The sequence below is a fragment of the Pseudomonas sp. RIT409 genome, assembly GCF_003052515.2.
Lineage (GTDB): Bacteria > Pseudomonadota > Gammaproteobacteria > Pseudomonadales > Pseudomonadaceae > Aquipseudomonas.
Genome location: NZ_QARE02000010.1, coordinates 74,227 through 88,218, shown reverse-complemented (window position 1 = coordinate 88,218; position 13,992 = coordinate 74,227). Strand labels below are relative to the sequence as shown.

Below are 13,992 nucleotides of genomic sequence, written 5' to 3'. Positions count from 1 at the left end.
GTGAAGATTTCGTTCGGGGGATGCAGCGCAAAAAAACAGGCGCCCGAGCGCCTGTGAAGGAGAGCGGGGAAACGCTTCGCGTCAGAAGAGTTGGGTGAATAGCCAATAAAGCCCGCCCGACAGCAGAATCGCCGCAGGCAAGGTCAGTACCCAGGCCAGCGCCAGATTGCGCAGCGTGCGCAACTGCAGACCCGAGCCATTGGCGGTCATGCTGCCGGCCACGCCGGACGACAGCACGTGGGTCGTCGACACGGGCAGGCCGTACATGTCCGCCGCGCCGATGGTCAGCATGGCGACCACTTCCGCCGACGCGCCCTGGGCGTAGGTCAGGTGGGTCTTGCCGATCTTCTCGCCAACGGTCACGACGATGCGCTTCCAGCCCACCATGGTTCCGAGCCCCAACGCGATGGCGACAGCGACCTTGACCCACAGCGGGATGAAGCGGGTCGCGTTGTCGATCTGTTGCTTGAACAGTTGCACCTTGCCCTGGGTGTCGGCGTCGAAATGGACGGCCTTGTGCTTGTCCATGAGGCGGATGGCTTCGGAAGTCAGGTACATGTCGTTGCGCACGTTGGCGGTGGCTTCGGCGGGCACCTTGGCCAGGGAGCCGTAGCTGGCGACCTGGTCACCGATCTTGCCGGCCATGACGGCCAGGGCCGGGATCAGCTCGGGCGTGGGCTGTTTGTCGCGGAGGTAGTCGGACAAGGTCTTGCGCGAGTCAGCCGGCGCGGGCAGAGGCGCGGTCTTGATCAAGGCTTGCTGGGTGACCTGCGCCACTGCGGCGAACTGCACCGATTCATCGGCGGGCATCGCACGGTTGAGGGCATAGGCCATTGGCAGCGTGCCGACCAGGATCAGCATGATCAGGCCCATGCCTTTCTGACCGTCGTTGGAGCCGTGAGCAAAGGACACGCCAGTGCACGTCAGGATCAACAGGCCCCGAATCCACAGCGGTGGCGGGGTGTTGCCCTTAGGTGCCTTGTACAGCGCGCGATTCTTGACGAACGCACGCAGCGCCAGTAACAACAGCGCCGCGCACGTGAAGCCCACCAGCGGCGAGAGCAGCAGCGAATAGCCAATCTTGGTCGCCTGGGACCAGTCCACCCCACTGGTGCCATCGCGACCGTGCATCAGCGCATTGGCCACGCCGACCCCGATGATCGAGCCGATCAGCGTATGCGAAGACGACGCGGGCAAGCCCAGCCACCAGGTGCCGAGGTTCCACACGATGGCGGCGATGAGCAGGGCGAAGATCATGGCGTACCCCGCAGAAGAGCCGACTTGCAGGATCAGTTCCACTGGCAGCAGGGCGATGATGCCGAAGGCCACCGCCCCGCTGGAAAACAGCACCCCGAGAAAGTTGAACGCGCCGGACCAGAGCACCGCGACGTTCGGCGGCAGCGAGTGGGTGTAAATCACCGTCGCGACCGCGTTGGCCGTGTCGTGGAAGCCATTGACGAACTCGAAGCCCAGCGCGATCACCAGCGCGACGCCCAGCAGCAGGAAGGGCACCCAGGTCGTGACCACCGTGCCCAGGTCATCCATGTCCGATTTCAGACTGAAGGCGGTGTAGAGCAGGCCAAGCGCGAGAACGGCAAAAAAAACCACCATCGTCAGCACACCAGGCTTGCGCCCGAATTGAACGCTCGGCCCGGCAGCGTCGCGGGCCAGAGAGGGAGTCGCCATGATTCACAATCCTGTCGAGGTGAAGTGGCAACCATGATCATTTCAAAATGTGACAAAGATGCGACGCAGGTCAGGGTTCGAGAGGATTTGTGGCGATAACGGATGGGTGGCGTTAGGAAACGTTAGACACGCGCTGCTTTTGATGCTGCCGAAGGCGTAGGAGCGCGCTTGCCCGCGATCTGCCGCAGAGCGGCAGCAAGACCCTGCCAACGCGGTGTACCAGAAAGAGCCGAGGTGTCTGATTTCACTGCCGCTTCGCGGCAGATCGCGGGCAAGCGCGCTCCTACGGCCTTCGGCCAGAGGCGGATGAGTGAAGCTTCAATACTCCCGACTTTCGCCCAATGCCATCAGGTCGCTGATCACCAGCGCCAACTCTTCCGTGGATTGACGCAGCTCCTGCAAATCCTCTTCCTGCAACCACTGGGGCGGGCGGTGCAGCAACCCGACGCATCGCGCCCAGTTCGGTGCGGTTGTTGCTCAGGCGCTGTGCCAGCAACTGGTCCTCGATACGACGCGCGCTGCTTTTGATGCTGCCGAAGGCGTAGGAGCGCGCTTGCCCGCGATCTGCCGCAGAGCGGCAGCAAAACCCTGCCAACGCGGTGTACCAGAAAGAGCCGAGGTGTCTGATTTCACTGCCGCTTCGCGGCAGATCGCGGGCAAGCGCGCTCCTACGTCTTCGGCCAGAGGCGGATTAGCGGAGGTTCAATACTCCCGACTTTTGCGAAACGCCCAGCGCCCGGCGATGAAAGTGAACGACGCCACCAACACCACCAGAATCCAGAACCCATGGGGGTCGCTGGCCAGCGGGATGCCACCGACGTTCATGCCGAAGAAGCCTGCCACGATGTTGATCGGCAGTGCGAGTACGGTCACGACGGTCAGGGTGAACAGCGTACGGCTGCTCTGCTCGTTGAGGTTGGCGGCGATTTCTTCTTGCAGCAGTTTGATGCGTTCGCCCAATGCCGTGAGGTCGCTGATCACCAGCGCTGACTCTTCCGTGGATTGACGCAGCTCTTGCAAATCTTCCTCCTGCAACCACTGGGGCGGGCGATGCAGCAACCGCATCAACGAGCCTGGCTCCAGCGCCAGCAAGCGTTGCAGGCGCACCAGCACCCGACGCATCGCGCCCAGTTCGGTGCGGTTGTTGCTCAGACGCTGTGCCAGCAATTGGTCCTCGATGCGATCGACGCTGAGGCTGGTCTTGCGCATGAATTGCGCCAGCACGTCGCTCTGATCGCGTACCAGGTGCGCGAGCAGCTCCAGCGGAGAGCGAAAAGTTTCCCCCTGTTTGACCGAGGACCGCAGCCGGTCGACGGAGCGCAAGGGCTGATGCCGGGCAGAAATCATCAGGTGGCTGCGCACGCACACCCACAGCGTGGCAATGTCGGTCGACACGCGGTTGAAATCGAACACCACGTCGTTGACCACAGCCAGCAGGGCGGAGTCGACGTGTTCGATGCGGGTCGAGCGTGAGCCTTCGTGCAAGGCTTCCAAAAATTCTTCGGGCAGGTCCAGATGGGTTTTCAGCCAGCGCTCGCAGCTGGCGTGGGCGAGGTTCAGGTGCAGCCAGATGAAAGTGTTCGGGTCGGTGGGGTTGCGCAAGGCGTCCAGAGCGGCCGCCGAGTCAATCTGTTGCGCAGCCTCTCCTGGACGAAATCGAAAGCCATACAGCAGACCGAAAATGTCCGCGTCGTGGGTCCGGGCAATGCTTGAGTTCATGAAGGCTCGCAGGCGAAAAATGCCCGAAAGGGCATGGGCTCGAAAGCGGCATCATCGCAAGGCTTTTTGACGTTTTTGTGACTCTTTGAGTCTGCTGCTGCCCGTCTCTTTCATTGGCCTTGATGCCCGGCCTGCTGGCCTGTCGCCGCGCTCAGACCATTTCCAACGGCCGCTTGCGCGTCGGTACGGGCCAGGACGTGTCGATCAGCAGTTCGTCGTCCAGGGTCAGCTCGATGTTCACCGCCTCGGCGTTCGACCGCAGGTGATGGGGGTCGACTGCTTTCGGGATGGCGATCACGCCGTCCTGGCGCAGCACCCACGCCAGGCTGATCTGCGCGGGAGTGGCGCCATGGCGCTTGGCGACTTCGAGAATGGCAGGGTTCATCAACAGGTCGCCCCCTTGCCCGATCGGGCAGTAGGCCATAAGCGGCATGTAGGCATTCTGCATCCGAGGGAGGAGGTCGTATTCGATACCGCGCTGCTCCGGGTTGTACAGCACCTGATTGGTGGCGCAGGCCGTTGGGGAGTCGACGGTTTCAAGCTCCAGCAGGTCCGAAACGTCGAAATTGGACACACCCCAGCGGCCGATCTTGCCAGCCTCGCGCAGGCGTTCGAAGGCTTCGACGGTTTCATCGAGCGGGTGCGAGCCCGGCCAGTGCAGCAGGTAAAGATCGATATGATCGGTTTTCATCCGCTGCAGGCTGCGCTCGCAAGCGGCGGGAATGCCGTGGCGGCTGGCGTTGTGCGGGTAGACTTTGCTCACCAGCGTGACCTGATCGCGGCGGCCTGCGATGGCCTCACCCACCACTTGCTCGGCACCGCCTTCGCCGTACATCTCGGCGGTGTCGATCAGGGTCAGCCCGATATCGATGCCCAATTGCAGGGCGGCGATTTCTGCTTGGCGCCGCTGCCGGTCTTCGCCCATGCGCCAGGTGCCCTGACCGATGACGGGTACGGTTTTCTCAGCCAATTGCAGCGTGCGCATGGGATGCCTCCTGCGGGGTGGGTATAGAGAGATCAGGCAGTGCGGGCGGCGAAGGGTTCCATTCGACGAGCTGTTGCAAGCGACAGGTGGCACGCGTCAAGCGCAGGATGGCGGCGGGTGGGGTACCCTGCAGGAGCAGCCTCACGCCTACAGGGGGGTGTTCATTTCGGATTCTGCGCAGCCACCTGCTTATTCTCCCAGCCCCCGCCCAGCGCCAGGAACAAGTCAATCTGCCCCATGGCCACCTGCGTATTGGCTGCGGCCAGTTGCGCGGTCACGTCGGTGTAGGTGCGGGTGGCTTGCAGGTCGGCGAGGAAGGACTCGCGACCGGCCATGAAGAACCGATGGGTCTGGTCCGCCGCCTGCCTGGCCGAGGCTTCGGTATCGGCCAGTGCATCGCGACGTTCCAGCAACGCGGTGTATTGAGACAGGCTGGTTTGCGCCTCGCGTATGGCGTTCAGGACCACGCCGTCGAAGTGGGCCAGGGCGCCCTGGTTCGATGCTTCGGCCATATGAATCCGCGCACGCGCGCCATTGGACGGCAGCGTCCAGTTGATCAGCCCGCCGAAGCCCCAGCGGTTGGTGGACGGATCGCCGAGGTCGTCGACAATGCCGACGGTGCCGACCGTTGCCCCGATGCTGATGTCCGGATAAAGCTCGCCGGTGGCCACGCCGATTGCCGCGCTCGACGCCGCCAGTCGCCGTTCGGCCTGGCGCACGTCCGGGCGTCGCTTGAGCAGCGCGGCACCATCGCCGACCGGCATGACCTGAGCGATGCGCGGCAGCTCGGCGCAGTCGGCCACGGCTTTGGGCAATTGATCCAAAGGTTTGGCCAACAGCATCGACAGGCGATACATCCCGGCTTTTTGCGCAGCGGTGTAGCGAGGCAGGTCGGCGCGCAGAGATTTGTACTGGGTCTGGGAGCGGGTGACCTGAGTTTCGTCACCGCGTCCGGCATCGCGCAGGCGCTGAGTCAGGGCCAGGCTTTGTTGCTGCAGGTCCAGCGAGTGCAGCGCGATGTTGCGCTCTTCGTTGGCCGCACACACCTGCGTATAGGCACGCACCACGTCGGCCACCAGCGTAATCCGTGCGGTGTCGACCGCTGCCTGCGCCGCATCGGTATTCGCCTCTGCCGCTTCGATGCCACGTTGCAGCACACCGAACAGGTCGAATTGATAAGAGGTCGTCAGCCCGATGTCGGCGACATTGGCCACGGGTACCTTTTCGGGTAACAGAAACGCCTGACCGGATTCCTGCAAGCGTTGGGCGCCGGCCTTGGCACTGTTGGTGAAGCCGCCCGCGGCCTGGGCTTCATTGGTCTGGTAGCGTGCCCGTTGCAGATTGGCGGCCGCGACGCGCAGGTCCGTGCTGGACGCCAGCGCCTGGCGTACCAGTTCATCGAGGGTGGGGTCCTTGTAGAGCCGCCACCAATCCGCAGGGACCGGTGCCGACACGGCATTCGACGAGCTGCCGGCGATCGGGCCCTGCAGATCGGGACGATTGACCGCCGCATCCTTGGGCAACCGGTAGTCCGGACCGACCACCGTACAGGCCGACAGCAGCAAGCCCAGCCCCACGCCCAATAGGGCCGCGCTGCGTTTCATCGCGTACCTCCTTGCGGCGCGGTTTGCCTGTGCGCCGCGTCGTCGATGATCGACACCGTGGCCGTGCGTCCAGCGATCATGCGGAAGTCTTCGGGCACTTCGTCGAAAGCGATGCGCACCGGAATCCGCTGGGCCAGGCGTACCCAGCTGAATGCCGGGTTGACGTTGGGCAGCAGGTTGTTGCCGCTGGTGCGGTCGCGGTCTTCGATACCCGCAACGATGCTGACCACGTGCCCTCGCAGGCGGGCATTGTCACCTATCACGCGGATGTCGACGGCAGAACCGATGTGAATGCCGTCCAGCTTGGTTTCTTCGAAATAGCCGTCGATGTGGTACGAGGCGCTGTCCACCACGGACAGCACGGGCTTGCCGGCACTGACGAACTCACGATCACGGGGCGCCCGATCATTGAGGTAGCCATCGACCGGGCTGCGAATCACGGAGCGGTCCAGGTTCAACTGGGCTGCGTCCACCGCCACTTGGGCTTCGCTCAGCGCTGACAACGCGCGTGCCTCCCTGGACTGGCTCTCCTCCAGTTGCTCACGGGCCACCAGATTGCCGAGCGCTTTGTTGCGCCTGTTTTCGCGCTGGGCCTGCTCCCAGGTTTCCTTGCGCTCGGCCACGGTCGCCTGAGCCTGGCGCAAGGCCAGGCGAAAGCGATCCTGGTCAATGGTGAACAATACCTGGCCTTTGTGGATCGCCTGGTTGTCGGTGACCGACACTTTTTCGATCAGGCCGGATACGTCCGGAGCGATCTGGATCACGTCGGCGCGAATGTGACCGTCGCGGGTCCAGGGGGCATACATGTAATACATCACCATGCGCCACACGACGATGGCGGCAAGCAGTACAACCAGCAGTGTCAGGACCACACGGCCCAGGGTCAGTAAAGGTTTTTTCATTTCAGCTCATCAGATAGCGACTGAGGGTATCCACCACGCCGAGCAGCAGGGCGTACAGACCGACGTTGAACAAAGCCCGGTGCCACACCAGGCGATAGAAGTGCACCCGGGACAGCACGGCGTGCAGCCCGAGGAAAATCACATAGGTGATGCCCATCAACACCAGAAACGTGGGCAGGAAAATCCCGCTGATGTCCAGATCACCGATCATAGCGGCGCTCCATCGATGCCATACGGCGGTTGTTCTTCTCGCTCGGCCAGCACGTCGACGATTTCCACGCCCGGCAGCAGCGACAGCCGCAGCCCGCTCAGGGCGTGCAGCAGGTGCAGGCGCGACGGGTCATCGCCCATCCACTGGAACGTGAGCGCGCGGCGGGCGCGGTCCATGGTCATCAGCAGCCCCTTGGGCGCCGGCAGACGTTCCCGTGCCTTGAGGCAGGCGCGGAAATGCGCGCCGACTTCGGTGGCGACCTGCCGCAACAATTGGCGAGGCACAGGGTGAACCCGTGGCATATACGCCAGCAGGTCCAGCATGTTCAGCGCGACCCGCACCTCGCGCAGGGCGACGTTGGTGTCCTGCGCAGTAATGGCCAGGCGTGGCAAATGCTGCATCAGGCGATCCAGCATGCGCACCCCCATGTGCCGGTGCTCGGCCAGGGTCGCTTCCTCGCTGAGCGATACGATGTCGTTCCAACTGAAACGGGTCAGGCGCCGGGTGGCGACTTCAGTGCCGAAAGGCCGCACGATCAGGGTCCAGACGAAGGCGAACGCAAGGCCCGCCGGGCCCGCGAGGTTGGCATTGAGGAAGTTCAGGAAGTCCGCGTCGTAGGCACTCTGGATACTGATGAACGATGAGGTGTTGACGATCGTCAGCAGCGTGCCGAGGTAAAACTTCGGTTGCACGGTGAGGGTGCCGACCACGATAAAGGGCACGGCGAAGACCAGCACCAGCATCGGGAAGTCATGCAGGTTCGGCAGCACCACGAACAGGTACAGGCTGGCGAAGATCACCGACAGGAAAGTCCAGTAGAAAAACCGGTAAATCTGCGGCGCCGGATCGTCCATGGCGGCAAAGAAGCTGCACGCCACCGCCGCCAGCGCCACGGCACTGGCGCCGTCTTGCCAACCCAGCAGAATCCACAGCACCGAGGCGGCAATGATGGCGGTGACCGAGGTGGCGACCGAGTACAGCATCATCCCCTTGTCGAGAAACGGCGACAGGCGCCCCAGACGCCAGTGGCGATACACCGCGCGCCAAGGGCGGTGATCATCGGTTTCGATGGCGTGTTGCAGGCTGCGACAGTCCTGCCACAGGTCGATCCACTCGCGCAGGCGATACAGCGTGGTGGACAGCAGCAGTTGCCGACGATCGTCCACCTGGGCAGGGGTCGGCTGCAAACGCTCGAGTTCTGTGTGCAGCGCCTGCCAGTATTCGATCGGCGCACCGTCGGCGGTCTTCTCCACCCAGTCGCGACATTCGATGATCAGTGGCGCGAGATCAGCCACCAGTTCGGGGGTGCGACGTTCCAGCGCCCACAGCGCGTCGTCGAGGGCGTCGATCGTCGGCAGCAGATGAATCATGCGCCCGCGCAATTCCTTGGCGTTGCGAACGGTCTGCCGGTGAGTGCCTTCGTGAGGCAGTTGCCCGATCATCAGCTCCAGCGAGTTGAACGTCGCGACCATCGCCGTGCGCAGGGCGCCGACCGCTTCAGGGGTGGCGTTACGGGCGAGGAACAGGTCGCTGTAGGCCGAGGCGTCCTTGAACCACTTGCCCATGGAGTCGACCAGCACCGGGGCCAGACGCCGGGGCCAGAACATCGCACCGATTACCGCAGCACACACGATGCCCAGCAGGATTTCCTCGGTGCGCGCGACCGCGATGTCGAACACGGCCTGGGGGTTGTCCACCACCGGGAAGGAGATCAGCGGCATGGTGTAACCGGCCAGCATCAGCGCGTAACTGTTGGCCGTGCGCAGGTGCAGGGACAGGAACAGCAGCGTGCCGGTCCACAGGGCAATGACCACCGCGAGCAGGAAGGGCGTCTGGACGAACAGCGGCACGATGAGCACCGAGGCCGCGGCCCCGAGAAAGGTACCGCCGGCCCGATACAACGCCTTGGAACTGGTGGGCGCTACGAAAGGGCTGGACACGATGTACACGGTGGCCATGGCCCAGTAAGGGCGTGGCAGTTCGAAAATCAGCGCCAGGTACAGCGCGAGCATGGAGGCGGCGAACGTCCTAACGCCGTAAAACCAATCGCGAGCCGGCGGAACGTCCTGAAAGAAGCCTTTGAAAAGAGCGTTCAAGAGGCCAACTCCGGCCCGGTCGGGCTGGCATTGGCGAACGCTTGGAATACGCGAAGGGTGGCTTCCAGGTCAGCGGGGTCGATGTCGCTGAACACGTCGCGGCGCAGCCGGATCAGTTCGTCTTCGATGGAGTTGGCCAATGTGCGGCCTTCGTCAGTCAGGCTCAGCGCCTTGGCGCGGCGATCGGTCGGGTCTTCCGTGCGCTGCACCAGGCGTGCCTTGCCCAGTTGGTCGAGCAGGCGCACCAGCGAAGGGCTTTCCAGCCCGCAGGCCTGGGCCACAGTCACTTGGCGTACACCTTCACCTAGGCGCGCGATCATCAGCAGCGGGCCCGCACAGGCTTCCGATACGCCATAGTTCATCAAGGTGGTCTGACAGACGCGGCGCCACTGACGTGATGCCGCGACGACGCCGCCAGTGATGTGCATTTGCAGTGAATCGAGGGTCATGAGCGTGCCACTGAATAGATCGTCGAACAGGATTTGGTTAGGCAGTGAATGATTAGACGCCGTATTATTAGGTTGCTAACTATTAATATCCGGTAACAAAGTATTTTCGTCAAATGAAAATGGGATGAGCGGTCAGCGCAGGTTCGTCAGAGAGGCCGGCTCGAAAAATAACGAAGGGCCGATTTGAGCGCGAGGCGCCTGAAGCGACATTGAATAGGCAAAAGGGTTCAGCCGTTCGTCGCCTTTTTTCATCTTAACCGATGAATTATTTTGTGAAGTCTAAAGGCGGCGTTCAAAAAAATGGCGCTATTCAAGCGCCCGAAATCTGGCGCGCTGATCAAAATTTGGCCAATTCATCTGCTTCCCGAATTGATTTCACAATGGTGGCCCAGAGAGATTCAGAGGCTTTTTCGGCGGTTTCTTGACTGGGGACGGCGCTAAAGAACAAACGATTCAGCCGATAGCAAAGGCGACAGGCAAACGGGCGCAAAGCCTTGAGCCAGACACCTCCCTTTGCTGGTGCGCAACGCGCACCCACGAGCGCAACATGATCGACCTTGCTACCTGGAACCTCTCCGTACCCGTAGGCGTTCCTGCCGCCACCATCGACACGCCCAAGCTGATCGCGGGTTATCAGGATGGTTACTTCCGTTCTGGCGACACCTTGTTCTTCTGGGCGCCGGTGACCGGCTCGCGCACCGATAATGCGGTCTACCCGCGTACCGAGCTGCGGGAGACCTACGCCAACGGCGCGGTACACAACTGGGTTTACACCCAGGCGGACAATTTTCTGCGTGCAGCCTTGTCCGTCGATCAAGTCCCATCCTCGGGCAAAATCGTCATCGGGCAGATCCACTGCTACGGCAGCACTGAGCCGCTGATCAAGCTGGAATTTCAGTACAAGGAAAAGACCCAGACCGGCAACCTGGTGGTGAAATTCCGTCAGACGCCGACCTCGGAACCCGCCGTGGTGCAGTTGGCGACCGGGGTGCTGCTCAAGGAGCGTTTCACCTACACCATCCACCTGACCCCGACGGGCAACCTGGTGGTCAACGCCCACGACATGCAGTGGAGCAGCAAGCTGGACGCGACCTGGAACAGCAAACAGCTGTATTTCAAGGCGGGGGTCTATACCCAGGACAACACCGGGTATGCGAGCGAGGGGGGAGCGGCGACGTTCTACAAGTTGCAGATTGCCCACGACAAGAAGGCATAAAGGCCCATCGGCCAAGCGATGACGGGGGCTGCCGTTTCAGCGAAGCAGCGGGGCCGTGTGCTTGAAGGTCAGGGCGAAGCGAATACGACCCTTCGAAGGCTGCTCGACGCTCACTTCGCCCCCGTGCAGCTGCATGATCGCCGCGACGATGGCCAGTCCGAGGCCGTTGGAGTCCGAACTCTGATGGCGCGAGGCGTCGGCGCGGTAGAACCGATCGAACAGCTTGCCTTGCGCCGATTCGCTGAGCGTCGGCCCCTGGTTCTCCACCTCGATTCGACACTGGGCGGGATCCTGGACGACACGGATGTCGATTGCACTGCATTCATCCGCGTAGCGAATCGCGTTGGCGACCAAGTTGCTGAGCGCCCGGCGCAATAGCAGGGGGTCGGCATTCACGACCCCGTCGCCGGAGGTGTTCAGGGTCATCTGCCGCTCTTCTGCCAGCCCTTCGAAATAGCCGGTGACCCGTTGCAGTTCGTCGCTCAATGTGAGCGGCTGACGATTCAGCGCCCCTTGTGCGTCATCGGCGCGGGCCAGGAACAGGATGCTTTCGACCATGCGCGAGATACGCTCAAGTTCTTCGAGGTTGGAAGCAACCAGCGCCTGGTATTCATCGACCGAGCGAGGCTGGCGCAGGGCGACCTGGCAGTGGCCCATCAGCGAGCCCACCGGTGTGCGGATTTCGTGGGCCAGGTCGGCGGAGAACTGATTCAGCCGCCCATAGCCGTCCGCCAGACGATCGAGCATGGCGTTGTACGCCTCGCTCAGTTGTTGCAGCTCCACGGGGGTGTCTCGACTGTCCATCCGGCTGTCGAGGCGGGCCGGGGTAATCGCGGTGGCATGTTCAGCCATGCGACGCAGCGGCCGCAGGCCACGGCGCAGCAACAGATAGCCCAGCAACGCTGTGACAAGGAAGGCCATCGCCACGGCGACCAGGATCCGGTTGCGGAAGTTGGCCAGCTCCGCCATCTCTTTGACCGCCAGGTGGGCGGCGGTCAAGTGCACCGTCTTGCCATTGGAGACGGCGGCCACCGTGGCAGCACGCATCGGGACATCGCCCTTCGTCGAGCCGCTGCGCAGGTCGTTGACGTTCAGCGGGCGACCGGGCGGGACCACCGGCATGTCAGGCAGATGCGCCTGCAGCGGATTGACCGAAATCACCGGCGCTCTGCCGGGCTCGGCAATGATGAAAATGTCGTCCTCGCTGTCGAGCATGTTTTCGAACAGTTGGGGGCTGCCGCGCAGCGTATCGAGGCTCAGGTCGTATTCCAGCAGTTTGCGGAAATGATCCAGACGCGCCAACACCGCGTGGTCGCTGCGGGTCATCACCGAGGCCTTCATGGTTTCGTAGAGGTACATGCCGGCGCTGGCCACCGAGAACATCGCCACCACGGCGAAGGCCAGCGTCGAACGCAGCGTCAGAGAGGGCTGGCGTCGGGCTCGCATGGCCGCACCTCGCAGACGTAACCGATGCCGCGCACCGTGTGAATCAACTTGACCGGGTAGGGGAGGTCGACCTTGCTGCGCAGGCGCTTGATCGCCACGTCCACCACGTTGGTGTCGCTGTCGAAGTTCATGTCCCAGACTTCGGAGGCGATCTGCGCGCGTGACAGCACATCCCCCTCGCGGCGCAGCAGCAGGTGCAGCAGGGCGAATTCCTTGTTGGTCAGGGTGATCACCTGCTGCTGGCGCGTCACGCGTCGGCGCAGCAGGTCCAGTTCCAGGTCGGCCAGGTGAAAATGATCGGCCTCTCGCACCACGCCACGGCGCAGAATGGTTCTGATGCGCAGCAACAGTTCGGTGAAGGAGAAGGGCTTGACCAGGTAGTCGTCGGCGCCCAATTCCAGGCCACGGATACGGTCTTGCAGTTGGTCGCGAGCGGTCAGGAACAGCACCGGCACATCCTGCTTGGCCCTCAGCACTTCGATGATCTGCCAGCCATCGATGCCCGGCAGCATGACGTCGAGCACCAGCAGGTCGTAGCGCTGCTCCAGCGCCAGGTGCAGGCCGTCGGCACCGTGTTGCGCCCAGTCGACCTTGTAACCGGATTCGCTGAGGCCTTTCTTCAGGTATTCGCCGGTCTTGGCGTCGTCTTCGATCAGCAGGATGTGCATCGTGTGGCTCGCTTGGCATCGGCGTCGCAAAAGGCGCTCGCGCCGTGTGGTGTGCGGAGTGTAACCAACCTGGCCGCGGCGGACGGTTACATTTTTGTCATCGACCGGTGGCGATTCCGGCCGGTGCCTGAATGACAAAAATGTCATCGGGCGGTCATGGTGAAGTACCGGTTCGGCGAAGACGATAGGGCACACAAACGCAACGATCCGCTTAACCTCCCTGCCTGAAGGAATGTCGCAATGAACATGAAGACTGCACTGTCCTCCACCTTTGGTCTGCTGATGCTCAGCGCTGCCGTGATGGCCTCGGCCGCCGACATGCCGGTCGTCAAACCGCTGCGCGGAACCGTCGACAGTGTTGACGGCAACACGTTGAATTTCACCACCCGCGCCGGTGCCCATCAGAGCATCGGCTTGACTGACAAGACCGGCATCCGCCTGGTTTCGAAGGCTGACATCGCCTCCATCAAACCGTCCGACTTCATCGGGTCTGCGGCCATTCCGCAATCCGATGGCACCTTGAAGGCGCTGGAAGTCACCGTGTTCGAAGCGAGCCTGAAAGGCAGCGGTGAAGGGCACTATGGCTGGCAGAACGCCGATGGCAGCACCGGGACCATGACCAACGGCACCGTGGGTAAACTGACCAACGCCAACGGCCGTACCCTGAGTGTCAGCTACAAGGGCGGTGAGAAGCAGTTGGTGGTGCCTGCGGACGTGCCGATCGCCTATGTCGAAGCCGGTAAGGTCGAACAACTGACCAAAGGCGCCAAGGTCGTGGTGTTCGCCGCTGAAGACGGCAAGACCGCTCGCGGTGTGGCCGTGGGCAAGGATGGCTTCCAGCCACCGATGTAAGCAGGCAGCCGCACCGTCCCATTCGTGAGCAGGCTGGCTTGCACAGGTCCTCGTCTGAACAGCGTTTCAGGCGCCCAGATGAGCCCGTGCAAGCGCCCGCAAAAGGCGCTTGTTCACGATGGCTCGACGCCTGGCACGACTACACTTCGGGTTCCGAA

12 protein-coding genes and 1 pseudogene are annotated in these 13,992 nt (G+C 62.7%); 2 read left to right on the top strand and 11 right to left on the bottom strand.

Translation table 11 applies throughout. The features are described 5' to 3' along the window. Positions 1-81: 81 nt before the first annotated feature. The 9 genes and pseudogenes from DBP26_RS14465 to DBP26_RS14425 all read right to left on the bottom strand — a co-directional run bounded on the left by DBP26_RS14465 (position 82) and on the right by DBP26_RS14425 (position 9,652). On the bottom strand, positions 82-1,686 hold the full coding sequence (locus DBP26_RS14465) for an inorganic phosphate transporter (protein ID WP_108238380.1): 1,605 nt from the start codon (positions 1,684-1,686) through the stop codon (positions 82-84). Positions 1,687-2,019: 333 nt separating this feature from the next. Continuing rightward, positions 2,020-2,197, bottom strand: a pseudogene (locus DBP26_RS14460) (magnesium transporter CorA); the annotation flags it as partial. A gap of 191 nt (positions 2,198-2,388) precedes the next feature. Continuing rightward, positions 2,389-3,405 (bottom strand): transporter, encoded by a 1,017-nt coding sequence (locus tag DBP26_RS14455; protein WP_108238379.1) that lies wholly within the window; start codon positions 3,403-3,405, stop codon positions 2,389-2,391. 151 nt (positions 3,406-3,556) lie between these two features. Further along, a complete protein-coding gene (locus tag DBP26_RS14450) occupies positions 3,557-4,390 on the bottom strand; it encodes an aldo/keto reductase (RefSeq protein WP_108238378.1) in 834 nt (277 codons plus the stop codon). A 161-nt stretch (positions 4,391-4,551) separates the two neighbouring features. Continuing rightward, positions 4,552-5,994: a TolC family protein gene (locus tag DBP26_RS14445; RefSeq protein WP_108238377.1), complete on the bottom strand. Its 1,443-nt coding sequence runs from the start codon at positions 5,992-5,994 to the stop codon at positions 4,552-4,554. Continuing rightward, positions 5,991-6,896, bottom strand: coding sequence for an HlyD family secretion protein (locus tag DBP26_RS14440; protein WP_108238376.1), 906 nt, complete (start codon positions 6,894-6,896; stop codon positions 5,991-5,993). The genes DBP26_RS14445 and DBP26_RS14440 overlap by 4 nt, the downstream gene beginning before the upstream one ends. A gap of 1 nt (position 6,897) precedes the next feature. Beyond that, on the bottom strand, positions 6,898-7,107 hold the full coding sequence (locus DBP26_RS14435; RefSeq protein WP_108238375.1) for a DUF1656 domain-containing protein: 210 nt from the start codon (positions 7,105-7,107) through the stop codon (positions 6,898-6,900). After that, entirely contained in the window at positions 7,104-9,203 is a 2,100-nt protein-coding gene (locus DBP26_RS14430) for an FUSC family protein (RefSeq protein ID WP_108238374.1), read from the bottom strand. Before DBP26_RS14430 ends, DBP26_RS14435 begins: the two co-directional genes overlap by 4 nt. Then, the gene (locus DBP26_RS14425) at positions 9,200-9,652 is read right to left on the bottom strand and encodes a MarR family transcriptional regulator (protein WP_108238373.1); all 453 of its coding nucleotides are present in this window, start codon (positions 9,650-9,652) and stop codon (positions 9,200-9,202) included. Before DBP26_RS14425 ends, DBP26_RS14430 begins: the two co-directional genes overlap by 4 nt. Positions 9,653-10,199: 547 nt before the next feature. Between DBP26_RS14425 and DBP26_RS14420 the strand changes: the two genes are divergently transcribed. Next, positions 10,200-10,868, top strand: a complete 669-nt coding sequence (locus DBP26_RS14420) for a polysaccharide lyase family 7 protein (RefSeq protein ID WP_108238372.1) — start codon at positions 10,200-10,202, stop codon at positions 10,866-10,868. 36 nt (positions 10,869-10,904) lie between these two features. Here the strand turns inward: DBP26_RS14420 and DBP26_RS14415 are convergent, their stop codons facing one another. Next, positions 10,905-12,314 carry a heavy metal sensor histidine kinase gene (locus DBP26_RS14415; RefSeq protein WP_108238371.1) on the bottom strand — a complete coding sequence of 470 codons (1,410 nt, stop codon included), beginning with the start codon at positions 12,312-12,314 and terminating at the stop codon, positions 10,905-10,907. Then, positions 12,287-12,982 carry a heavy metal response regulator transcription factor gene (locus DBP26_RS14410; RefSeq protein ID WP_108238370.1) on the bottom strand — a complete coding sequence of 232 codons (696 nt, stop codon included), beginning with the start codon at positions 12,980-12,982 and terminating at the stop codon, positions 12,287-12,289. Before DBP26_RS14410 ends, DBP26_RS14415 begins: the two co-directional genes overlap by 28 nt. 246 nt (positions 12,983-13,228) lie before the next feature. On the opposite strand from DBP26_RS14410, the gene DBP26_RS14405 reads away from it, so the two are divergent. After that, positions 13,229-13,834: a hypothetical protein gene (locus DBP26_RS14405; RefSeq protein WP_108238475.1), complete on the top strand. Its 606-nt coding sequence runs from the start codon at positions 13,229-13,231 to the stop codon at positions 13,832-13,834. Positions 13,835-13,992 lie beyond the last annotated feature (158 nt).

What these genes read in the sequence shown, in the direction of transcription:
- DBP26_RS14465 (WP_108238380.1), bottom strand. Translation starts at nt 1,686, where the DNA reads ATGGCGACTCCCTCTCTGGCCCGCGACGCTGCCGGGCCGAGCGTTCAA.
- DBP26_RS14455 (WP_108238379.1), bottom strand. Translation starts at nt 3,405, where the DNA reads ATGAACTCAAGCATTGCCCGGACCCACGACGCGGACATTTTCGGTCTG.
- DBP26_RS14450 (WP_108238378.1), bottom strand. Translation starts at nt 4,390, where the DNA reads ATGCGCACGCTGCAATTGGCTGAGAAAACCGTACCCGTCATCGGTCAG.
- DBP26_RS14445 (WP_108238377.1), bottom strand. Translation starts at nt 5,994, where the DNA reads ATGAAACGCAGCGCGGCCCTATTGGGCGTGGGGCTGGGCTTGCTGCTG.
- DBP26_RS14440 (WP_108238376.1), bottom strand. Translation starts at nt 6,896, where the DNA reads ATGAAAAAACCTTTACTGACCCTGGGCCGTGTGGTCCTGACACTGCTG.
- DBP26_RS14435 (WP_108238375.1), bottom strand. Translation starts at nt 7,107, where the DNA reads ATGATCGGTGATCTGGACATCAGCGGGATTTTCCTGCCCACGTTTCTG.
- DBP26_RS14425 (WP_108238373.1), bottom strand. Translation starts at nt 9,652, where the DNA reads ATGACCCTCGATTCACTGCAAATGCACATCACTGGCGGCGTCGTCGCG.
- DBP26_RS14420 (WP_108238372.1), top strand. Translation starts at nt 10,200, where the DNA reads ATGATCGACCTTGCTACCTGGAACCTCTCCGTACCCGTAGGCGTTCCT.
- DBP26_RS14415 (WP_108238371.1), bottom strand. Translation starts at nt 12,314, where the DNA reads ATGCGAGCCCGACGCCAGCCCTCTCTGACGCTGCGTTCGACGCTGGCC.
- DBP26_RS14410 (WP_108238370.1), bottom strand. Translation starts at nt 12,982, where the DNA reads ATGCACATCCTGCTGATCGAAGACGACGCCAAGACCGGCGAATACCTG.
- DBP26_RS14405 (WP_108238475.1), top strand. Translation starts at nt 13,229, where the DNA reads ATGAAGACTGCACTGTCCTCCACCTTTGGTCTGCTGATGCTCAGCGCT.